This window comes from Undibacterium sp. Ji42W (genome assembly GCF_049340405.1).
Taxonomy (GTDB): domain Bacteria; phylum Pseudomonadota; class Gammaproteobacteria; order Burkholderiales; family Burkholderiaceae_D; genus Undibacterium.
Genome location: NZ_JBMPOV010000001.1, coordinates 134,913 through 155,935, shown reverse-complemented (window position 1 = coordinate 155,935; position 21,023 = coordinate 134,913). Strand labels below are relative to the sequence as shown.

The following is a 21,023-nucleotide window of genomic DNA, read 5'->3' as shown; positions in this document are numbered from 1 at the left end:
ATATGCATAGATAGGATGCTTAAGATGTCCAAAAAGAAACTGTTGGGTTCTCAGGTTAAGCAGCTTTTATCAGGTGTGTCTGATCACGGAAATGCACATTTGCTGGAGGTTGAGACCGACCTTGCGCAAACAACGATACTCTTGGGTGAGGCGATAGAAAAGCTGGGTGTTAGCTTCATGGCGCTGCATGCAGCAATATCAAGCGAGCAGGAAGAAATCAATCTGATCATCAGTTCTGGCAGTGTTGCAGATGACAGCGTGTTACGGCTCAAGGCAATTCAGGGAGATATCGCAACACATATCAGTTCGGCTGTCACCAGTTTGCAATTCCAGGATTTGACCAGTCAGTTGATTTCGCGCACATTGCAGCGTTGCGAAGGTTTGCGTGAGGTGTTGGGTACCCTGGGTGTAGTGGGTAATGATATAGAGCATGATGGCGAAACAGATGAGTTGACCGCCCTGTTGCGCGAGACTACCGTACGCCTGGAAAAGCAAAGCGCCGACCTGAAGAATTTGTTACGTAAAGCAGTGCATCAAAAGCATATGGATAGCGGTGACATAGAGTTATTTTAAATCAAGTGGTAGCAAGCTTAAGCTGCCTACAATTCGTATAACGGAGTAAATATGGCCAAGACAATTTTAGCTGTGGATGATTCTGGCTCTCTGAGGCAGATGGTCGCTTTCAGTTTAAAAGCAGCCGGATATCAGGTAATAGAGGCAGTAGATGGCCAGGATGGTCTGGAAAAAGCGCGTAACCAGGTAGTTGATCTGGTACTGACTGATCAAAACATGCCACGTATGGATGGCCTGACCTTGATCAAGTCCCTGCGCGGTTTGCCATCTTACGCCCGTGTACCTATTCTGATGCTGACAACAGAATCAAGTGATGACATGAAGGCGAAGGGGCGTGCGGCCGGTGCGAATGGCTGGCTGGTCAAACCTTTTGATCCACAAAAGTTGACTGAAGTAGTTAAAAAAGTGATTGGCTGAATTATTGGCCCGGTGTCTGGGCAAACAAATGAAAATCACGGAGCTTAATAATGACGATTGACATGAGTCAGTTTTTCCAAGTGTTTTTCGACGAGGCGGAAGAGCTTCTTGCCGAGAAGGAAAAACTGTTACTTGCCGTCGATATCTCTTCGCCAGATCCTGAGGATTTGAATGCCATATTCAGGGCAGCTCATTCCATCAAGGGTGGTGCTTCGACCTTTGGCCTGACAGATATGACGGAGGTGACGCATATACTGGAGTCACTGCTCGATAAAATACGCAAGGGAGAAATGGCACTGACAGGGGAGCATGTAGATGCTTTTCTCATCGCCAAAGATATTTTAAAGATGCAGCTTGATGGGCACAGGCTGGGCACGCCTGTCGATCAGGATGCGGTTGCAGATGTCAGGATGTTATTGCAGTCCTTATCGCAGGATGCTGTACCGGTGGCCGCGCCCACCGCGAGTTTTATCAGTCATCATTCAGAAATGGATCATGCAGATGTCGTGTTCAATACGGCATACAAAATTGAAATGCCTGAGGTGTCAGAGGCAGATGCTGCAGCCATCATGTCTGAACTCGGCCTTTTAGGGGCGATTTCACGGCTGGATAATAATGGCCAGAATGTGGTTCTTGCATTACGCACCAATGAGAGCAAGGACGACATCGTATCTATATGTTCTTTCATCCTCAATCCCGATACACTGAAAATTACTGAAGAACAGATAGCAAATCTGTCGGCCAGCAAAGCTGCTCCAACCGACGATGACCTTGGTTACGGCTTTTTTGAACCGTTGGAATCCATGTTCCCGCCAGAAGAAGGCAGGGCTGATGCTGTTGTTGAAAAGACGCCAGAGATAGTGCTGCCTGAAAAGCAGGTACCGCAAGCTGAGAAAAAAATTGAAAAACCCGCTGCTTCTCAAGAGTCTTCCACCATCAGGGTAGGTATAGAAAAAGTTGATCAACTGATCAATCTGATTGGTGAGCTGGTGATTACCCAGGCGATGCTGGAACAACGTACCCAGGACCTTGATCCTATTGCGAATGAGCGTTTGTTGAGCAGCGTCGCCCATTTGACAAGGAATACCCGCGACCTGCAAGAGGCCGTTATGTCCATACGCATGATGCCTATGGATTATGTTTTTTCCCGTTTTCCGCGCATGGTCAGGGACTTGGCCAGCAAGCTCGGCAAGAAAGTTGAATTTGTCACTTATGGCGCTTCAACCGAGCTTGATAAAGGTTTGATAGAGCGTATTGTCGATCCCCTGACGCATCTGGTCAGGAATAGTATTGATCATGGTATAGAAATGCCTGCTGCAAGGGCCCTGACTGGTAAAAGTGAGACTGGTAAATTGTCCCTGTCTGCAGTGCATCAGGGCGGTAATATCGTCATCGAAGTTAGCGATGACGGTGGTGGATTGCACAGGGAAAAAATTCTTGCCAAGGCCAGGCAAAATGGTTTGGCGGTTTCCGATTCCATGAGCGATAGTGAAGTCTGGTTGCTGATTTTTGCACCTGGCTTTTCCACTGCAGAGACGGTGACAGATGTTTCTGGTCGTGGTGTAGGTATGGATGTGGTCAAGCGTAATATTGCCGCCATGGGTGGTGTAGTCGATATACGCTCTGCCATGGGTTATGGTACGACGATTACGATCTCTTTGCCTTTGACCCTGGCGATACTTGACGGCATGTCGATTAAATTTGGCAATGAAATTTATATTTTGCCGTTGGGCTTTGTCATGGAGTCGCTGCAGCCAGCCAAGGCAGACATCAAGGAAATCAGTGGCAAGGGCAGGGTAGTAAAAGTGCGCGATGAGTATCTGCCACTCGTGCCATTGTATGAATACTTCGACATCGAGCCAAAGTATACTGACCCTTCTGATGGCATAGTCGTCATCGTTGAAGTAGATGGCAAAAAAGCGGCCTTGTTTGTTGATGACCTCGTGGGGCAGCAGCAGGTCGTGGTAAAAAATATAGAATCAAATTACAAGAAGGTCCCGGGGATCTCTGGCGCAACTATCCTGGGTGATGGTGGCGTTGCACTTATTTTAGATGTCGCAGCTGTTTTGCGCACTGCGCGATAAAGATTGAATCAGAAATTTAAGACGAGGAAAAAGAAATGACGCAAATTTCACATGGTAGTGATGCTTCCAATGACGGAGCTAAATCTGATATTGCCGGGCACGAATTCCTTGCTTTTACTTTGGGTAATGAAGAATATGGTATCGACATTCTCAAAGTGCAGGAAATACGTGGCTATGAAGCCGTAACCAGAATTGCCAATGCTCCTGACTTTTTAAAGGGTGTGATCAATTTGCGCGGCATCATCGTTCCTGTGGTTGATATGCGTATCAAGTTCAATCTCGGAACACCTACTTACGATCAATTCACTGTCGTTATTATTCTGAACATTGAAGGGCGCATTGTCGGGATGGTGGTGGATAGCGTCTCTGACGTAACGACTTTATTGCCTGAGCAAGTGAGGCCAGCGCCCGAAATGGGAACGACATTCAGTACCGATTTCCTGATCGGTTTGGGCACGCTGGATGACCGTATGTTGATACTTGTTGATATCGATAAATTGATGTCGAGTCCAGAAATGGGCCTGGTTGATGCAGAAGTATGAGGATCTAGTTTCTCTCTGAGTGGCTACTGATAAAAAATGTAGACATAGAACTGACTAAAAAATAAATAGGAGACGCTATGAATCTGAGAAATTTTAAAATTGGTACTCGTTTGGGTGTTGGTTTTGCACTTATTTTGATAGGCCTGATCGCAGTTATTCTGTTCGTCAATGGCTTGAGCGGTAATAACCGCAAGGCCATGATAGAGGGCTTGAATCTGGCTGCACAAAAACAAGTCTTGGCCAACAACATGAAAAGCGCCTTGTTTGAAGGTGGTATTGCCATGCGCAATATCGGCATACAGTCCGATGTCGGTGAAATGCAAAAGGAAGAAACCAAGGTCAAGACTCAAAGGAAAAAATATGAGGACGCAAAAGAAAAAATTGCATCCCTTGGCTTGAATGAGGAAGAAAAGAAAATCCTTGGCGACATCGCCAAAGTAGATAAGGAAATAGAAAAACCATTAAAAGATGCGGTAGGTCAGGCGCTGGCTTTTAATGCAGAAGGTGCTGCAAAAATCATTGCTACAGTGATAGATCCATTGAGTTCAAAATCCATCGTGGAAATGAACAAGCTGGTTGATTTGCAAGATGTCGCCTCAAAACAGGTATTTGAAAATTTTGCAGTGGCAGGTGCAAAACTGACATTCTGGCTGTACCTCATACTCTCGTCAGCCGTGATAGTTGGTGCCCTGTTTGCCTGGACCATCACCCGCAGTATCACCCAACCTTTGCAAGAAGCCCTGAGTCTGGCAGAAACCGTGGCCGAAGGTGATTTGCGCAGCCAGGTAGTGGTATCTGGTCATGATGAAGTGACGTCGCTGTTTCAGGCACTGAAAAACATGAATGACAACCTCGCCTCAACAGTTGGGCAAGTCAGGATAGGTACTGAGACAATTACGGTAGCCTCGCAAGAGATAGCCTCAGGCAATGCCGACCTGTCGAGCCGTACAGAATCACAGGCCAGTTCGCTGGAAGAAACGGCGAGTTCCATGGAAGAACTGACCAGCACGGTCAGGCAAAATGCCGACAACGCGCGGCAGGCCAATCAACTTGTTGTTTCTGCCTCCAGCGTAGCGGTCAAAGGTGGTGAGGTAGTGGGGCAAGTGGTCAATACCATGGGCTCGATCAAAGAAAGCTCACGCAAGATTGTCGATATCATCGGCGTCATTGATGGCATCGCCTTCCAGACCAATATTCTCGCCTTGAATGCTGCGGTAGAAGCCGCCAGGGCAGGTGAGCAAGGGCGTGGGTTTGCCGTAGTTGCGGCAGAAGTACGCAACCTTGCCCAACGTAGTGCCAGTGCCGCCAAAGAGATTAAATCTCTCATTAGTGACTCGGTCGATAAAGTCGATCAGGGCAGTAAACTGGTCGATGAAGCCGGTAAAACGATGGATGAGATCGTCACCAGCGTCCAGCATGTTGCCGACATCATGAGTGAGATCACGGCGGCCAGCCAGGAACAAAGTTCAGGCATAGAGCAAGTGAATCTGGCGATTACGCAAATGGATGAAATGACGCAACAGAATGCAGCCTTGGTTGAACAGGCAGCGGCAGCGGCAGAGAGCATGGAAGAGCAGGCGGTGGCTTTGGCGCAAGCAGTCAGCGTATTCAAACTCAATGGGAATGCACCGCAAATAACTCAGCAAGTCAAACCGGTAGTCAGCAAAGTGGCAAGCAATCTAACTAACAAACCATTGGCAAATGCCCGGTCTCAAGTGAAGGCTTTGCCAAGGGCTGCCTCGCCTGCGACACCTGCCTCAACAGGTGCGGGTGCGCGTGCCAGCAAGCCAGTCGCTGAACCGGGTCAACGTGCTGATGATTGGGAAGAGTTTTGAAGCAATGGATGTAGGCTATGGTCACGTCTGTATATTTCCAGACACCTGACTTAAAGCGCTTGTCATATAAAGAGCGTCATGGCATCGTATGAAAGACGCTTGTAATTTAACTTAATTAACAGTAAATATCTTTCAGTCTGGCAAAATGTCTTTGTAATCTTGATTATCTGGATTTTTATTTGAAATCAGCTTTCGTCTCTGAAACAAGACGGGGAAAGTTTGGGAAAGCATTGAATGACGAAATCCATCGATAAAGCCAGATCAGACACTTCAAAGGAGTTTGCATTTAACTCCCGGGATTTTGACCGTGTCAGGGATCTGATTTACAAACGAGCTGGCATTTCCTTGGCAGATAGTAAACAGGAAATGGTGTATAGCCGGCTTGCACGTCGTTTGCGGGCGACTGGCATCAGCTCGTTTTCTGAATATCTTGATGGACTTGAAAGTGATCAGATTGAGTCTGAATGGGAGGCATTTACCAATGCCCTGACGACCAACCTGACTTCATTCTTTAGGGAAGAGCACCATTTCCCCATACTTGCTGAGCACATCGCCAGGAGGCATGAGCCAGTCAACATCTGGTGCTCTGCCAGCTCTACCGGCGAAGAGCCTTACTCCATTGCCATTACGCTTTGCGAAGCTTTAGGGACTTTGCGCCCACCTGCGCACATTATTGCCACAGATATAGACACCAATGTATTGGAGACGGCATCCCGTGGTGTATATAACATTGATCGCATAGAAAAATTATCTGCAGAGAGAACACGAAAATTCTTCTTGAAAGGCAAGGGAGCCCAGGAGGGTTTGGTCAGAGTCAGGCCGGAATTAAGAGACCTGATTACATTCAAACAGTTGAATTTATTGGAAGATGGCTGGCCTCTAAGTGGCGAATTTGATGCAATTTTTTGCCGGAATGTCATGATTTATTTTGACAAGCCTACGCAAGGTAAAATCTTGAAGAAGTTTGTTCCCTTGATGAAGCCAGACGGTCTGTTGTTTGCAGGTCATTCAGAAAATTTTCTGTATGTCTCAGATGATTTCAAGCTGAGAGGGAAAACAGTGTATGAACTGGGTAAATCCTATGCGGCAGGCAACAGAACGACATTGCGCAATTTGCAAAAGGGTAATCCATGAGCCAGCTAAGTGAAGAGCATTTTGCAACGAATGTCTATTACGACAGAACCTTCGATTGTGATGCTGCCAAAATACTGCCGGGTGAATTTTATTTTACCAACAAGGACATGCTGATTGTCACGGTGCTGGGTTCTTGCGTCTCTGCGTGCATACGTGACCGTGTATCCGGTGTCGGTGGCATGAACCATTTTATGTTGCCAGACAGTGGTGGCGATGCAGACAATCCTGTGTCGGCGTCCATGCGCTATGGCACCTATGCGATGGAAGTGCTGATCAATGAGCTGCTCAAGGCGGGAGCCAAGCGTGAAAACATGGAAGCCAAGGTGTTTGGCGGCGGTAATGTCTTGCGTGGGTTCACTGCCATCAATGTAGGGGAGCGCAACGCCAGATTTGTACTCGATTATTTGCGTGCAGAAAGAATGCGCGTCATCGCTGAAGATCTGAATGATATTTACCCGCGCAAAGTCTATTTTTTCCCGAGGACGGGCAAGGTGCTGGTCAAGAAACTCAAAGTGGAACATAACGATACCCTGAGAAGGCGCGAGCAGGATTATGCCAGCAGGCTCAAGACGACTTCAGTTGGTGGTGAAGTGGATTTGTTCTGATTATTTTGTATGCGTGATGTCGGTGACTGAGACTGAGCGCGGAGTATTTGCGAATGAAGATTAAAGTATTGATTGTTGACGATTCTGCGCTGATCCGTAGTGTCATGAGCGAGATCATCAGTAGCCAGCCCGATATGGAGGTGGTCGGTGTCGCTCCTGACCCTCTGGTCGCACGTGAGCTGATCAAGCAGACCAATCCGGATGTGCTGACGTTGGACGTGGAAATGCCGAAGATGGATGGCTTGGATTTTCTTGAGCGCCTGATGCGCTTGCGTCCCATGCCTGTCATCATGGTGTCTTCACTGACCGAGCGCGGGTCAGAAATTACTATGCGCGCTCTGGAACTGGGGGCGGTTGACTTTGTCACCAAGCCCAAATTATCGATACAAAGTGGCATGCTTGAATATACTGAGCTGATTACGGACAAGATCAGGATCGCCTCCAAAGCCAGGATCAGGCCAAGAACTGCCCCCGTAGTAGCTGCCGGCCAGGCGCATGTTGGTGTATTGCCACAAGTTCGCAATCCTCTGACCAGTAGTGAAAAACTGATTATTATTGGCGCATCGACTGGTGGTACCGAGGCAATTAAGAATTTTCTGGTGCAAATGCCCTCCGATTGCCCTGGCATTTTAATCACCCAGCATATGCCAGAAGGATTTACCCGGTCTTTTGCCAAACGTCTTGATGGTTTGTGCAAGATTTCGGTGTCTGAGGCTGCAGGAGGGGAGCGTGTCTTGCCTGGCCATGCCTACATTGCCCCTGGACATTCTCACTTGCTACTGGGGCGCAGCGGTGCCAATTACGTGACGCAGCTGGATCAGGGGGAGCCGGTCAACCGGCACCGGCCTTCGGTGGATGTCTTGTTCCGGTCTGCGGCCACTTATGCCGGGAAAAATGCTGTTGGCGTGATACTGACTGGTATGGGCAAGGATGGTGCTGCTGGTATGCTGGAAATGAAAAATGCTGGTGCATACAATTTTGCCCAAGATGAAGCAAGTTGTGTAGTATTTGGTATGCCGCGTGAAGCAATTGCAATTGGCGCGACACATGAGGTTGGCCCTTTGAATGAATTGCCCACCAAGGTTCTGCATTACCTTGCTACGCATGGCAGTAGAGCCCTCAGGGTGTGACGTTTTGATAGAATTTAATGTGTTACAGCAATTTCACCACCGTTTTATCTCAATTTGTCCGATAATGCTAATAACTGTCCTTAAAGAAATAGTGGAGTAATTCATGGCTGATCAAAATCTCAAATTTTTAGTAGTCGACGATTTTTCTACTATGCGCCGCATAGTGCGAAATTTGCTGAAAGAATTGGGATATTCCAATGTCGATGAAGCCGAAGACGGCGCAATGGGGCTGGCAAAGCTGAAGAATGGCGATTTCGATTTCGTCATTTCAGACTGGAACATGCCTAACATGGACGGGCTGACGATGTTGCAGCACATCCGTGCCGATCCCGCACTGTCAAAAATGCCGGTATTGATGGTGACGGCTGAAGCCAAAAAAGAAAATATCATTGCAGCGGCGCAGGCAGGTGCAAATGGGTACGTAGTAAAACCATTTACCGCAGCCACACTGGATGAAAAACTGACTAAGATTTTCGAAAAACTGGGAAAATAAAATAGCAGGGCAATCAATTTTGCTGGGAGATGGTCATGAGTCAGCACTTTAATCCAGGTGCTAAAGCATCGAGTCTCCCGGGCAAATTGCGCAAAATCGCAAGGCTTTGCAGCTATGCCTGATTAGGTGTTACATCAAGTAGCAAATAATGCAGAGCATATATCTTCAGTTTTGTACTGCGGGATATTATAGTGTTGTCTGTCAGTACTTCAATCAATACGCAAAGGGTTGCCTGGCAGTCATAAAGCGGAGTCGGTTCGTTGAATTGCGGGTAACGTGGGTTCTGAATTTTTCAATCATATTAATCCAACATAAATAATACTAAGATGATAGAAGAAAGTTTCATCGTAAGAGAGCCCTTACTCGATCCTAAACAAAGAGTCATTGGTTTTCAGATTTCCTGGCAGCAGCCAGACCAGAATGCAGAAGCAAGCACGGAAAGCCTGAGTGCCTTGCTTGAATTCGTCGCAGTGCAATTGCATGATGACGACAAGGGATTTTTGCTCGGTGACAGCCTGTTGTTTCTTGAAGCAGTGCCTGAGTTATTGCATGCAGAAGGCCTGAAGCAACTTCCGGCCAAGAACACTGTACTGATACTCCATAAAAAATACTTTGCTGACCCTGATACGCTGGCTGCAGTGACTGAGTTACGTCAATTAGGTTATGGTATTTGCCTGCGTGGTGCTGAGGTAACCACGCTCGAGCGCTCTTATTTCGCGCAAATTACCCACCTTGAAGTCAAATTGAACGCGGCTAATTTTGCTTCGCAAGCCAAGGTGTATGCAACACTGAAGCAATCGACGGTGCGCATGGTTGCCCGCAATGTCAATGCCTGGCAGGATTTTGATGCCTGTTCAGCTCTGGGTCTTGACAGTTTTGTCGGTAAATTACACCTGACCCCGAGGCCAAGTACTGCTCCAAAGACTTTAAATACCTCACAAACGACTATTTTGCAGTTGATGGAGATGGTCAGGAAAAACGCCGATATCCAGCAGCTTGAAGCCGTTGTCAAACGTGATGCAACACTGGCCTATAAGCTCTTGCGTTACATAAACTCGGCTGGCTTTGGTTTGCGTACTGAAGTGCAATCCTTGAAGCATGCAGTGCAGATGCTGGGTTATAGTCCTTTATACCGCTGGCTGACGCTGCTGTTGGCAACTGCCAGTACTAGTGGCTATTCTCCGGTCTTGCTGGAAACTGCCATCGTCCGCGGTCGTCTGGCTGAAATTCTGGGTCAAAGCAAAATGTCCAAGAGTGAAGCTGAAAACCTGTTTGTGGCAGGCATGTTCTCTTTGCTGGACAGGCTTTTGGGTATTCCCATGGAAGAGGTGCTGTCTTCAATACAGTTGCCAGATGTGGTTACAGAGGCCCTGATATCCCGTGGTGGTACTTATGGACCTTTTCTGGCACTGGCTGAGGCGTGTGAGTTGAACAGCATGCTGGTTGGCTCGCTGGCAGAATCACTGAAGATCACTCCCCCAGATTTAAATGCTGCGCATATGGCAGCGCTGGTCTGGGCAAAAAATGTTGCTTCTGTAGCCTGATCAGGTTTTACGTTAACCAAAAAGACAAGCAGCTCTGCTTGTCTTTTTTTTGCTTTATTTGGCAAGAGTAGATAAAGTTCGCTACTTGAAAATTAAATTGAGACAAGTCCCATTCTTGTGGGAAATAAATCGTTCCATCTATGAATGTTGTGCAAGCCAAAAATGAAGTGTCTCAACCCACCATACCCGCTTGGCTGGTCTGGTTACTTACCATCTTCTTTTTGGCCTATGGTCTTGGTTGCTACCCGATATTAGACAACAATGAGGGGCTGTACGCAGAAATCCCAAGGGAGATGCTGGCTTCTGGTGATTGGCATCACTGGATCATTCCACACCTGAATGGCTTGGCCTATATGGAAAAGCCGCCTTTGCTGTATTGGCTGACGGCAGTTTCTTTTGCTGTTTTTGGTGAAAATGAATGGGCGGCCCGACTGGTGCCAGCAATGTCTGCACTGTCTTGCGTGGCTTTGATTTTGTGGTTCGGGCGGCAGATAGCGCGGGTTGCCGCTTCACGTCTGGCCGCTTTGATGTTCATCAGTGGCCTGGGTGTCATGGCGATGTCGCGTACCCTGATGTTCGACATGCTGTTGACAGTATTTTTGACAGGTGCGTTAATGTTCGGCTACCTGTACAGCGTCTCCGGTGAAAAAAAGAAGCTCAACTGGTGTTTGGGTTTATTGGCATTTGCCTTGCTGGCCAAAGGCTTTGTTGCCATTATTTTGTTTGGCGCAGTAAGCTTTATTTACACAATACTGTTTTCCAGTTCGGTAAGAGATTTTCAAAAAAGAATCTTCGCCTGGTTTGATCCAAAGGCGATAGGGATTTTCTTATTGATAGCCTTGCCCTGGCATATTGCCGCTATCTGGGCTGAACCCATATTTGCCTGGTTTTATTTCATCAATGAACATGTGCTGCGTTTTTTGGGGAAGCGCGAGCCGCATGATTACTATGCCGGTGCCTGGTGGTATTACCTGCCAAGGATGGTACTCTATCTTTTCCCTTGGTCCTTCTTTTTGCCTGTGCTCTTGTTCGTCAAGGCAAGGCAGCAAACACCCAGAACATTGCATTTTTTCCTGGCTAGCGCCTGGATCATGCCGGTCCTGTTTTTCTCTTTATCCAGCGCCAAGGCGAATTATTATCTTGTCGTTGTGATGCCTCTGGCGGCATTGCAATTGGCGATTGCCCTCGAAGATAGAAGCTTTGGCGCCGCATGGGGCAGGGCGCTGGTGGGCGTATTTTTGGCGGCATTGTTTGGCCTTGCTGCCTGGTGGATAGGCAGGCAGGTGAATCATCAGCTATCTTCTCTGCTGGTCTATGGCATGGACGGCAAGCAATTTTTGCGGGCCTTCATGTTATCTGCTTGTGTGTTGAGTGCAGGTGTTGCAGTTCTTGTATGGCACAAAGCACGCTATGGACTCTTCCCGTTTATCGCTTTGCCAGCATTAATGTTGCTGGCGTTTATCGGGGTGATACAAGCCGCTGCGCAATGGACTTCTACTCAGCCTCTGGTGGCTGAATTGCATGCGTTAACTGAGAAACGTGAAGTGTTTTTATTTAAAGTATTTGAACATCAATCTTCTTTGCCATTTTATTTGAAGAAGCCCGTGCGAATAGTAGAGAGCCGTAGCAGTGATTTATTTTGGGGAATTAAGCTCCATAAGAACAATATTGTCGTTTCAGATACTGCTTTTGATAAAATTGCTAGTGAGCAATTGGTCAGCCTGGTCGTGCTGGATGAAGATCTGGTAGGATTTAATGATAAAAAATATGCACGGAAATTCAAAAACAGTAAAAAAATCGGCCGGACTACCCTGTTTATGAATTGAGTTTGGTGGTCAAGGCAATTTCTTCCTGCTGGCGTCTGGAGTCGGGTTGGGCATCAAGGTATAATCACGCTTTCTGATCCAACCAGCATTTGTGCACGGCAGGTTTTGTGTACATTGCCTCAACTACCTCGCTCACCATGTTGATATTGCCAGGCTCTAACGCCCTGTCTGCTTTTCGTACCTCCGGTCTTCTCTCTCGTTTGCAAGCTGTTGATGCCAATATTGTCGGCGTCAGCGGACGCTATGTTCATTTTGTCGATACGACATCTGAGCTGCTCAAGGAAGACGCTGACCGCCTGAATGCTTTGCTGGTATATGGTGATGCATTTACTGCCAGTAGCGAAGGGGACGTGTTCGTCGTGATCCCGCGTTTTGGCACGATCTCGCCATGGGCCAGCAAGGCCACAGACATCGTCCATAATTGCGGCATGACGCATATCCACCGTCTGGAGCGCGGCATTATCTATTATGTACAGGTCAAGACTGGTTTGCTGGGCGGTGCCAAAAAACTCGCTGATAGCAGCCGTGAACAGGTGGCAGCGCTTTTGCATGACCGCATGACAGAAATGGTGCTGGCCGATGCACAGCGAGCCCAGGCACTATTCTCAGAACTGGTTGCCAAAGAATTGGAACATGTTGATGTACTCCAAGGTGGCAAGGCTGCGCTGTTGCAGGCGAACGCCGAACTCGGCCTGGCTCTGTCAGATGACGAGATTGATTACCTGGTTGATGCCTTCACCAATGCCAAGCGTAATCCGACTGACGTTGAGCTGATGATGTTTGCACAAGCAAACAGCGAACATTGCCGTCACAAAATTTTCAATGCAGACTGGACTATCGATGGTCAGAGACAGGATAAATCCCTGTTCCAGATGATCAAGAATACCCATGAGCTGCAACCCAAAGGCACCATCGTTGCCTACAGCGATAATTCTTCCATTATGGCAGGTGCAGTCGTCAATCGTTTCTTTCCGTCCGGTAAAGACCAGGTCTATCAGGTCAAAGAAGAACTGACGCACACCTTGATGAAGGTGGAAACGCATAATCACCCGACTGCCATTTCTCCATTCCCGGGCGCATCTACCGGCGCTGGTGGCGAAATCCGCGATGAAGGTGCGACGGGTCGTGGTGCCCGTCCAAAAGCGGGCCTGACCGGTTTTACCGTGTCTAACCTGATGTTGCCAGGCGCACGCCAAGCCTGGGAAAATGCAGGCGACAGTCTGAATGCAAAAGTCGACGCAAATGTCTACGGCAAACCAGACCGCATTGCCTCACCGCTTCAAATCATGATAGAGGGCCCTTTGGGTGGCGCGGCTTTCAATAATGAATTCGGTCGTCCGGTTCTCGGTGGTTATTTCCGTACCTTTGAACAAAACGTCGGTGGCACGGTCTATGGTTATCACAAGCCCATCATGATTGCTGGCGGTATAGGCAATATTTCGGACAAGCACACCAAAAAGAATGATTTACCGGTCGGCACTCTGTTAATACAACTTGGTGGCCCAGGCATGCGCATAGGCATGGGCGGCAGTGCGGCTTCTTCGATGGCAACGGGTACGAATACGGCGGATCTGGATTTTGACTCGGTACAGCGTGGCAACCCTGAAATGGAACGTCGTGCGCAAGAAGTCATCAATTCATGCTGGCAGCTGGGTGATGATAATCCTGTCCTCTCTATCCATGACGTTGGTGCCGGTGGCTTGTCGAATGCCTTCCCTGAAATCACCAATGATGCTAAGCGTGGTGCGCTGTTTGATTTGCGTAAAGTACCGCTGGAAGAGAGCGGCATGGCACCGAAAGAAATCTGGAGCAATGAATCGCAAGAGCGTTATGTTTTGGGTATCGCCCCAGAAAGCCTGGAACTGTTCCGCCATTTCTGCGAACGTGAGCGTTGCCCGTTTGCCGTAGTTGGTACGGCGACTGAAGAGCGTCAATTACGCGTCATCGACCCGCTGAACGACACTTCGCCAGTCGATATGCCCATGAATGTCTTACTGGGCAAACCACCAAAAATGCACAGGGATGTTACCCGCGTCAGCAATGATTTTCCTAAAATTGATTTGACGGGCATCGATCTGCAAGTTGCCGCTGAGCGTGTCCTGAGTTTGCCTACGGTTGCTGATAAATCATTCCTGATCACTATTGGTGATCGTACAGTTGGTGCTACATCTGTTCGTGACCAGATGGTCGGACCATGGCAAGTGCCGGTGGCTGATTGCGCCGTGACAACCATGAGCCTGGAAGGCTATCTGGGCGAAGCCATGTCCATGGGTGAGCGTACGCCGCTGGCGGTGATTGATGCTGCCGCGTCGGGCCGTATGGCGGTTGGTGAAGCCATCACCAATATTGCTGCTGCGCCGATTAAGGATATTTCGGATATCAAATTGTCGGCCAACTGGATGGCGGCCTGTGGTCAGCCTGGCCAGGATGCAGCCCTGTTTGATACGGTAAAAGCAGTCGGCATGGAATTGTGCCCGGCACTGGGTATCAGTATCCCGGTGGGTAAGGATTCTCTGTCCATGCGTACTACCTGGAAGGATGAAGGCCACAGCAAGGTTGTGACTTCTCCGGTATCGCTGATTATTTCCGCCTTCTCGCCAGTCTATGATGTGCGCAAGTCACTGACGCCGCAGATACGCCTGGACCAGGGCGATACCAGCCTGATTCTGATTGACCTTGGTCGTGGTAAGAATCGCCTGGGTGCTTCCTGCTTTGCGCAAGTCATGCAACAACTCGGCAATGACGCGCCGGATGTTGATAATGCAGAAGACCTGAAAGCTTTCTTTGCTGCTATCCAGCAGTTGAATGGCGAAGACAAATTGCTGGCTTACCATGATCGTTCTGACGGTGGTCTGTATGCCAGCCTGTGTGAAATGGCCTTCGCTGGTCGCGCTGGTTTGTCCGTCAATCTCGATATCCTGACCATGGATAGCGAGCATGCAGCAGACCAGGGAGATGCCAAGAACTGGGCCAGCCAGGTATCTGAGCGTCGCAACGACATGACTTTGCGCGCCTTGTTCAATGAAGAGCTGGGTGCAGTGATACAGGTCCGCACTGAACAGCGTTCAGAAGTCATGGATGTCTTGCGCAGCTTTAATCTGGGTGCCTGTAGTCATATCATCGGCAAGCCAAACAATAGCGGCATCATCGAATTTACTCGCGACGCCAAACAAATCTATTCTCAGCCTAGAACTGCATTGCATCAATTGTGGAGCAAAACCAGCTGGCAAATCGCCCGTCTGCGTGATAACCCGGCAGGTGCTGATGCTGAATATGCACGCATCGTTGATGCCAATGATCCAGGCATGCAACCCAAACTGAGTTTCGATCCGCAGCAAGACGTGGCGGCACCATTCATCGCGACTGGCGTGCGCCCCAAGGTTGCAATCCTGCGCGAGCAGGGTGTGAACTCGCATATAGAAACTGCCTACGTCATGCATAAGTCCGGCTTTGAAGCAGTGGACGTACACATGAGCGACCTGATTGCTGGCCGTGCAAAACTGGCTGACTTCAAGGGCTTGATCGCTGTTGGTGGTTTCTCTTATGGTGACGTGCTGGGGGCAGGCGAGGGCTGGGCAAAAACCATTTTGTTTAATGCCATGATGTCTGAACAATTCTCGCAATTCTTCCATCGCAATGACACCTTTGGCCTGGGTATCTGCAATGGTTGCCAGATGATGAGTAACCTGAAATCCATCATCCCTGGCGCTCAGGCATGGCCTAAATTTACGAAGAACAAGTCTGAGCAATTCGAAGGTCGTTTTGCGATGGTTGAAGTGGCTGACTCTGCTTCCATTTTCTTTCAGGGTATGGCTGGCACGCAAACGCCTATCGCCATTGCGCATGGCGAAGGTTTTGCTGACTTCTCAACGACAGGTGATATTGCCAGGGCACAGGTTGCCATGCGCTTTGTCAACAATGCTGGCCTGGCAACAGAGGCCTATCCCTACAATCCAAATGGTTCGCCACAAGGGATTACCTCGGTAACCAATGAAGATGGTCGCTTTACCGTGTTGATGCCGCATGCAGAGCGTGTGTTCCGCTCAGTCTTGCATTCGTGGCATCCAGAGGGTTGGGGCGAAGATTCTCCATGGATGCGAATGTTCCGCAATGCGCGTGTCTTTGTAGGTTGATCTCTGCAGCAGACGATATTCAGACGATATTCAGACGATATAAGGGGCGAAATCATGAAAATGGTTTCGCCCGTTTTATTTGGTCTATGCTTTATGATGATGATTTACATTTTGAGTACAGAATTAAGCGTCTGGAAGGCAGAGCTTTCCTTATAATGAATCGCCAGGGAAACTTTCTCTAGATAAATGCGATATTTATTATTCTTTGCTTTGTTGTTTACCTTGCACGATGGCCGTGCAACTGAAACCTTGCGTGCGTGTGGTGGGGACAGTAACTGGCCACCCATGTCTTATGTGAAGGCAACCGGATCGCTGGTGGAAGGTTTGTCAGCCGAGGTGCTGAGAAATATCTTTAGCGACCCTAAAATAGAGCTTAGGCCTTGGGCGCGTTGCCTCGCGGAGGTCCAGGCGCGTGAAGGCTTCGATGTGGTGATGTCGGTATTCAAAAACCCGGAACGTGAAAAAATTTACCTGTTTTCCCGCAGTTATCACAGCCTGACACCATCTTACCTGTACTCAGCAAAGCGTTTCCCTCAAGCACCTTTGCAAGTTCTCGCTGATTTGGAAAAATACAAGGTTTGTTCCCTGCATGGCTCGTCAACTTTTTATACCCGTTTACCTGCCTCGGCCATAGAGAGTGGCGCAACCAGTTACACCAGCCTCATGCGCAAGATTGAGCGGGGACATTGCGATATCGTGGTGGATATGCAAGAAGTGTTTTGGGGCTTTGCCCGTCTGAGTCTTTTGCCTCTGGACATGAGCACATACAAGATACAGAGCTTGCCACAGACTGAAAAATACCCTCTGCATTTTGGTGTCAGCAAGGTGCATCCCGAAGCGCAAAAAATCATCGAGCAACTGGATCAGGGCTTGCTTGAATTGCAGAGGAGCGGCAGGCTCACTACTATTATTAATAAATACCAATAATCAAATAGTACAAAAAAACAAAAAAGGCGCTTGAGCGCCTTTTTTGTTTGTGATTCGATTGCTTCAAATTACCGAGTAATTTTCGCTTTCGAAATCAGTGTTTGTTGATAAGCTTGAACGCGAAGTTGTTGCATTTCACCAAAATATTGCTGCTTGAATTCTTCCAACGTAGGTAATTTTGCAGTGCGCGTGTCGTCGAGTTTAACGACGTGGAATTTGTCTTTACCTTGAGCATCTGTGATTTTTACAGGTGTCTCTGTAAATTGACCTTTTTGCAATTTAGTAACTGCCTGAGCGAATGCTGGAGGCCAATTACTTGGCACTGACCAATCCAGATCGCCGCCCTTGCTTGCTGTGCCCTGATCTTTCGATTGTTTGGCCAGTTCTTCAAATTTGGCACCAGATTTCAGCTTGGAGATAATGACTTTTGCTTCATCTTCAGTGTCAAGCATGATATGGAATGCATGGTATTCCTTGTCGCCAGCTTGAAGTTTTGCTTTTTCGTACTCTGCTTTGACTTCTGCGTCAGTAACTGGATTTTTCTTCAGGTAGTCAATCATCAAGGCTTCGACCAATATTGACTGTCTTGCAGATTCCAGAGCTTGCTTTACATCCGCATTTTTTGCAAAACCACCTTTTTCCGCTTCTTGAATCATTACTTCTCTGGCTATCAGGCGTTCCTTGAGTGCATCACGCAATTGCGGTGAGTCTGTTTGGCGACCCTGGGTCACCGCTTGTTTCACTATTGCTTCCAATTGGCTTGCAGGAATTCCTTTGCCGTTTACTTTAGCGACGTCTTGAGCCATTACAGGCAGGGCAGTTGCAAGAAGTACTACCAGCAAATGAGCAGGTTTAAAAGTCATTGTCTGTTCCTAAATAACAAAATAAATAAAACGGATTATAAATAAACTGCTTAGGTCGGTATCTCTGACGGACTCAATGCCACGATATTGAGGGCATGAATTTCCGTTTGCATCATAACGCCAACGGCATCATACACTAGTCGATGGCGAGAAATGCGGTTTAATCCTTCAAATTGCTGACAAACTATTCTTACGCTGTAATGACCTGCACCACCAGCCGCGCCAGCATGACCCCGATGAGCTTCGGAGTCATCTGTTAACAGACAGTCAACTGGCTGCAAGGTTTCATTCAGGCAGGCTAATATTTTCTCCGTGCGCGTCATTGTGCTGGTTCTTCCATGTATTTAGCCAGAAACAGGCTCTGAATAATGATAAATGCCGGCATGATGGCAACAACGGCCAGGAGTTTGAAATTAGCCCAAGTATCCGTAGAGAAATTAAATGCCACATAAAGGTTAACGAAACCCATGAGCAAAAAATATACCATCCATGCATAGCTGAGTCGTGTCCAGATGTGTGCTGGCAACTTGATTTGCTCGCCCATTGCCAATTGAATCAAGTTACTCTTGAATACGAATTGGGCTAAAGCAAATGCACCGCAATAGCACCAATACAGTACAGTTGGCTTCCACTTGATGAAGGCTTCGTTTTGAAAATACAAAGTCGCACCACCAAATACCATGATAATGATGAAGGAAATCCACAGCATGGCATCCACTTTCTTGCGACGTACAAGTAGATAGCCTATCTGAAATACCGATGCGACCAAAGTAATCGCTGTGGCCAGTAAAATAGGGGCCAGTTCAGCAGTGGTTGCGCCGCCAGACACTATGCTGGAAAAATAGTCGGATACGATGGATTGTGCAGTAGTTGCGTTTTTTTCCCCCCATTTAAGAGTGAGAAAAAACAAAACTACCGGGAACATATCAAAAAGAAATTTCATTTACAGACAATCAGTTTTTACAGGATCAAACTACAGGATCAAACTTCAAGGAGGCTGAATTAATGCAATAGCGCAACCTTGTGGGTGGTGGCCCGTCGGGGAATACATGCCCCAGATGAGCGTCGCAGATATTACACACAATCTCAGTGCGCGTCATGCCATGAGATGTATCAACTATCTCACGAACATTAGCTGGATTTAATGCCCTGAAGTAGCTTGGCCAGCCGCAACCGGAATCAAATTTGGCATCGGAGGCAAACAAGGGCGTGTTGCAGCAGACGCAGGTATAGATACCGGTTTCGTGGTGATCCCAGAATTTGCCTGTAAAAGCGCGCTCAGTGGCTGCGTGCCGGGTGACTTCATACTCCATGGAGCTCAGTTGCGCCTTCCATTCGGCATCTGACTTGACGATTTTACTCATGATTTCCTCTTCACTTCTGCTTTGTTTTTGCTCTATATCAGGATGAACAACTGACTTCCAGATGCTTTGCCCAGTCTGGCGGCAAGCTTGCATAATCGTCGTGTTCCTCTTGTTCGTCATAGGGATTTTCCAGGATGCTCAATAATTTCATGATTTCTGAAAAATCCTTCTGCTGCGCTTTTTCTATCGCTTGCTGCGCAAGATAATTTCTTAAAATATATTTGGGATTGACTGACAGCATACTGGTTTGACGTGTTTGTTCATTACTTTGTTCCATTGCCAAACGCGCCCGGTAATCCAGCAGCCATGTGTCGAGACTATCCCTGTCCAGAAACAAATCACGCAGTAGTTCATCATTGGTCGATTTGTGGTTCGAAAGCTTACTCAAATGACGGAAACTCAGGGTGAAGTCAGCATGATTACTTTGTAACAAAGTGAAAAAGCCAGCGAACAAGTCGAGATCAGCTTCGTGATCTTTCTTCAGACCAAATTTTTGATGCATGAGTTCTGTCCATTTTTGCCGATAAACGGCAGGATAATGGCTCAGCGCAGCATTGGTGTCATCGACACTGCCTATCAGCGGCGATAAAGCTTGTGCCAAAGCCTGGCAATTCCAGTTGCCTATGGCTGGCTGCATGCGGTAAGAATAACGGCCTTGCTGGTCAGTATGATTGCAGATATGTTTCTCATCGTAAGCTTCCATGAAGCCGAAAGGGCCATAGTCCAGCGTTTGGCCTATGATGGACATATTGTCAGTATTCATGACGCCATGCATGAAGCCTACAGCCTGCCATTGCGCCATCAGTCCGGCCGTACGCGTGGTGACATTGCTGAGCAGAGCCTGGTAAGGATTATTTTCTGCCTGCAGTTCTGGGTAAGAATGTTGGATGACATAATCAGCCAGTTGGCGCAGATCATCCATCCTGTCGTTGTAATACCAGTGCTCGAATGAGCCAAAGCGTACAAAGCTCGGCGCTACGCGGGCGACGACAGCACAGGTCTCTGGTGTTTCGCGAAAAACCATCTGGTCCGAGCCTATGACGCACAGAGCACGCGAAGTGGGTATGTTCAATGCTGCCATCGCTTCAGAGCATAAAAATTCACGTATGGAAGAGCGTAATACCGCACGCCCATCACCCATGCGCGAATACGGTGTCATACCAGCACCTTTGAGTTGAATTTCTAGATGCCGACCGGCATGTGAAATATCACCTAGCAATAATGCGCGGCCATCACCCAATTGACCAGCCCAGACGCCAAACTGGTGACCTGAATAAACGGCTGCCAAGGGTTTGCTGCCAGGGACAAGCTGGTTACCGGAAAAATAATTGAGGAATTCAGGTGAATTCAGGCTGGACTGATCCAGGTTTAATTGCGCAGCAACTTCATTGCTGGCTGCCACCAGATAGGGTTTATCTATGGGGCTGGCTAAAAGCTGGGTATAAAAATGCGCGGGAAGTTCTGCAAACTTATTCTCCAGGATAAAATTTTGCAGGGAGAGTGGGGGAGTGTTCATGAGGTGCCGCGCTGCTGTAAAAATAATAAACGCATTT

18 protein-coding genes are annotated in these 21,023 nt (G+C 48.0%); 13 read left to right on the top strand and 5 right to left on the bottom strand.

Annotated features, from left to right (window positions below):
- The first annotated feature begins 24 nt into the window (after positions 1 to 24).
- The 13 genes from ACO0LG_RS00680 to ACO0LG_RS00620 all read left to right on the top strand — a co-directional run bounded on the left by ACO0LG_RS00680 (position 25) and on the right by ACO0LG_RS00620 (position 17,243).
- Positions 25 to 573 carry a chemotaxis protein gene (locus ACO0LG_RS00680; protein ID WP_422951073.1) on the top strand — a complete coding sequence of 183 codons (549 nt, stop codon included), beginning with the start codon at positions 25 to 27 and terminating at the stop codon, positions 571 to 573.
- Positions 574 to 624: 51 nt separating this feature from the next.
- Positions 625 to 990 carry a response regulator gene (locus ACO0LG_RS00675; RefSeq protein WP_110253733.1) on the top strand — a complete coding sequence of 122 codons (366 nt, stop codon included), beginning with the start codon at positions 625 to 627 and terminating at the stop codon, positions 988 to 990.
- 50 nt (positions 991 to 1,040) lie between these two features.
- Positions 1,041 to 3,074 carry a chemotaxis protein CheA gene (gene cheA, locus ACO0LG_RS00670; protein ID WP_423022347.1) on the top strand — a complete coding sequence of 678 codons (2,034 nt, stop codon included), beginning with the start codon at positions 1,041 to 1,043 and terminating at the stop codon, positions 3,072 to 3,074.
- A 35-nt stretch (positions 3,075 to 3,109) separates the two neighbouring features.
- Positions 3,110 to 3,616 carry a chemotaxis protein CheW gene (locus ACO0LG_RS00665; protein WP_423022345.1) on the top strand — a complete coding sequence of 169 codons (507 nt, stop codon included), beginning with the start codon at positions 3,110 to 3,112 and terminating at the stop codon, positions 3,614 to 3,616.
- Between the two features lie 77 nt (positions 3,617 to 3,693).
- Positions 3,694 to 5,451 (top strand): methyl-accepting chemotaxis protein, encoded by a 1,758-nt coding sequence (locus ACO0LG_RS00660; RefSeq protein WP_423022343.1) that lies wholly within the window; start codon positions 3,694 to 3,696, stop codon positions 5,449 to 5,451.
- 234 nt (positions 5,452 to 5,685) lie between these two features.
- Positions 5,686 to 6,585, top strand: a complete 900-nt coding sequence (locus ACO0LG_RS00655) for a CheR family methyltransferase (protein WP_423022341.1) — start codon at positions 5,686 to 5,688, stop codon at positions 6,583 to 6,585.
- Positions 6,582 to 7,190: a chemoreceptor glutamine deamidase CheD gene (cheD, locus tag ACO0LG_RS00650; RefSeq protein WP_422951078.1), complete on the top strand. Its 609-nt coding sequence runs from the start codon at positions 6,582 to 6,584 to the stop codon at positions 7,188 to 7,190. Before ACO0LG_RS00655 ends, cheD begins: the two co-directional genes overlap by 4 nt.
- Before the next feature lie 53 nt (positions 7,191 to 7,243).
- Positions 7,244 to 8,320 carry a protein-glutamate methylesterase/protein-glutamine glutaminase gene (locus ACO0LG_RS00645; protein WP_423022339.1) on the top strand — a complete coding sequence of 359 codons (1,077 nt, stop codon included), beginning with the start codon at positions 7,244 to 7,246 and terminating at the stop codon, positions 8,318 to 8,320.
- Positions 8,321 to 8,423: 103 nt separating this feature from the next.
- Positions 8,424 to 8,813, top strand: coding sequence for a chemotaxis response regulator CheY (cheY, locus tag ACO0LG_RS00640; RefSeq protein WP_110253727.1), 390 nt, complete (start codon positions 8,424 to 8,426; stop codon positions 8,811 to 8,813).
- A 326-nt stretch (positions 8,814 to 9,139) separates the two neighbouring features.
- On the top strand, positions 9,140 to 10,357 hold the full coding sequence (locus ACO0LG_RS00635; protein ID WP_423022337.1) for an EAL and HDOD domain-containing protein: 1,218 nt from the start codon (positions 9,140 to 9,142) through the stop codon (positions 10,355 to 10,357).
- 140 nt (positions 10,358 to 10,497) lie between these two features.
- Positions 10,498 to 12,183, top strand: coding sequence for a glycosyltransferase family 39 protein (locus ACO0LG_RS00630; protein WP_423022335.1), 1,686 nt, complete (start codon positions 10,498 to 10,500; stop codon positions 12,181 to 12,183).
- 137 nt (positions 12,184 to 12,320) lie between these two features.
- Positions 12,321 to 16,316, top strand: a complete 3,996-nt coding sequence (gene purL, locus ACO0LG_RS00625) for a phosphoribosylformylglycinamidine synthase (RefSeq protein WP_423022333.1) — start codon at positions 12,321 to 12,323, stop codon at positions 16,314 to 16,316.
- A 186-nt stretch (positions 16,317 to 16,502) separates the two neighbouring features.
- A complete protein-coding gene (locus ACO0LG_RS00620; protein WP_423022331.1) occupies positions 16,503 to 17,243 on the top strand; it encodes a substrate-binding periplasmic protein in 741 nt (246 codons plus the stop codon).
- 68 nt (positions 17,244 to 17,311) lie between these two features.
- On the opposite strand, the gene ACO0LG_RS00615 is transcribed toward ACO0LG_RS00620, so the two are convergent.
- The 5 genes from ACO0LG_RS00615 to ACO0LG_RS00595 are packed head-to-tail and all read right to left on the bottom strand — an operon-like array spanning position 17,312 to position 20,986.
- The gene (locus ACO0LG_RS00615; protein WP_423022329.1) at positions 17,312 to 18,106 is read right to left on the bottom strand and encodes a peptidylprolyl isomerase; all 795 of its coding nucleotides are present in this window, start codon (positions 18,104 to 18,106) and stop codon (positions 17,312 to 17,314) included.
- 50 nt (positions 18,107 to 18,156) lie between these two features.
- Positions 18,157 to 18,429 (bottom strand): BolA family protein, encoded by a 273-nt coding sequence (locus ACO0LG_RS00610; protein WP_423022327.1) that lies wholly within the window; start codon positions 18,427 to 18,429, stop codon positions 18,157 to 18,159.
- On the bottom strand, positions 18,426 to 19,049 hold the full coding sequence (locus ACO0LG_RS00605; protein ID WP_423022325.1) for a septation protein A: 624 nt from the start codon (positions 19,047 to 19,049) through the stop codon (positions 18,426 to 18,428). Before ACO0LG_RS00605 ends, ACO0LG_RS00610 begins: the two co-directional genes overlap by 4 nt.
- A 25-nt stretch (positions 19,050 to 19,074) precedes the next feature.
- Positions 19,075 to 19,470 carry a peptide-methionine (R)-S-oxide reductase MsrB gene (msrB, locus tag ACO0LG_RS00600; RefSeq protein WP_423022323.1) on the bottom strand — a complete coding sequence of 132 codons (396 nt, stop codon included), beginning with the start codon at positions 19,468 to 19,470 and terminating at the stop codon, positions 19,075 to 19,077.
- Between the two features lie 37 nt (positions 19,471 to 19,507).
- Positions 19,508 to 20,986 carry a protein adenylyltransferase SelO gene (locus tag ACO0LG_RS00595; protein ID WP_423022321.1) on the bottom strand — a complete coding sequence of 493 codons (1,479 nt, stop codon included), beginning with the start codon at positions 20,984 to 20,986 and terminating at the stop codon, positions 19,508 to 19,510.
- Positions 20,987 to 21,023: the final 37 nt, after the last annotated feature.

Bases quoted from the DNA above. Each gene is read 5' to 3' on its own strand.
- ACO0LG_RS00680 (WP_422951073.1), top strand. From the start codon at position 25: ATGTCCAAAAAGAAACTGTTGGGTTCTCAGGTTAAGCAGCTTTTATCA.
- ACO0LG_RS00675 (WP_110253733.1), top strand. From the start codon at position 625: ATGGCCAAGACAATTTTAGCTGTGGATGATTCTGGCTCTCTGAGGCAG.
- cheA (WP_423022347.1), top strand. From the start codon at position 1,041: ATGACGATTGACATGAGTCAGTTTTTCCAAGTGTTTTTCGACGAGGCG.
- ACO0LG_RS00665 (WP_423022345.1), top strand. From the start codon at position 3,110: ATGACGCAAATTTCACATGGTAGTGATGCTTCCAATGACGGAGCTAAA.
- ACO0LG_RS00660 (WP_423022343.1), top strand. From the start codon at position 3,694: ATGAATCTGAGAAATTTTAAAATTGGTACTCGTTTGGGTGTTGGTTTT.
- ACO0LG_RS00655 (WP_423022341.1), top strand. From the start codon at position 5,686: ATGACGAAATCCATCGATAAAGCCAGATCAGACACTTCAAAGGAGTTT.
- cheD (WP_422951078.1), top strand. From the start codon at position 6,582: ATGAGCCAGCTAAGTGAAGAGCATTTTGCAACGAATGTCTATTACGAC.
- ACO0LG_RS00645 (WP_423022339.1), top strand. From the start codon at position 7,244: ATGAAGATTAAAGTATTGATTGTTGACGATTCTGCGCTGATCCGTAGT.
- cheY (WP_110253727.1), top strand. From the start codon at position 8,424: ATGGCTGATCAAAATCTCAAATTTTTAGTAGTCGACGATTTTTCTACT.
- ACO0LG_RS00635 (WP_423022337.1), top strand. From the start codon at position 9,140: ATGATAGAAGAAAGTTTCATCGTAAGAGAGCCCTTACTCGATCCTAAA.
- ACO0LG_RS00630 (WP_423022335.1), top strand. From the start codon at position 10,498: ATGAATGTTGTGCAAGCCAAAAATGAAGTGTCTCAACCCACCATACCC.
- purL (WP_423022333.1), top strand. From the start codon at position 12,321: ATGTTGATATTGCCAGGCTCTAACGCCCTGTCTGCTTTTCGTACCTCC.
- ACO0LG_RS00620 (WP_423022331.1), top strand. From the start codon at position 16,503: ATGCGATATTTATTATTCTTTGCTTTGTTGTTTACCTTGCACGATGGC.
- ACO0LG_RS00615 (WP_423022329.1), bottom strand. From the start codon at position 18,106: ATGACTTTTAAACCTGCTCATTTGCTGGTAGTACTTCTTGCAACTGCC.
- ACO0LG_RS00610 (WP_423022327.1), bottom strand. From the start codon at position 18,429: ATGACGCGCACGGAGAAAATATTAGCCTGCCTGAATGAAACCTTGCAG.
- ACO0LG_RS00605 (WP_423022325.1), bottom strand. From the start codon at position 19,049: ATGAAATTTCTTTTTGATATGTTCCCGGTAGTTTTGTTTTTTCTCACT.
- msrB (WP_423022323.1), bottom strand. From the start codon at position 19,470: ATGAGTAAAATCGTCAAGTCAGATGCCGAATGGAAGGCGCAACTGAGC.
- ACO0LG_RS00595 (WP_423022321.1), bottom strand. From the start codon at position 20,986: ATGAACACTCCCCCACTCTCCCTGCAAAATTTTATCCTGGAGAATAAG.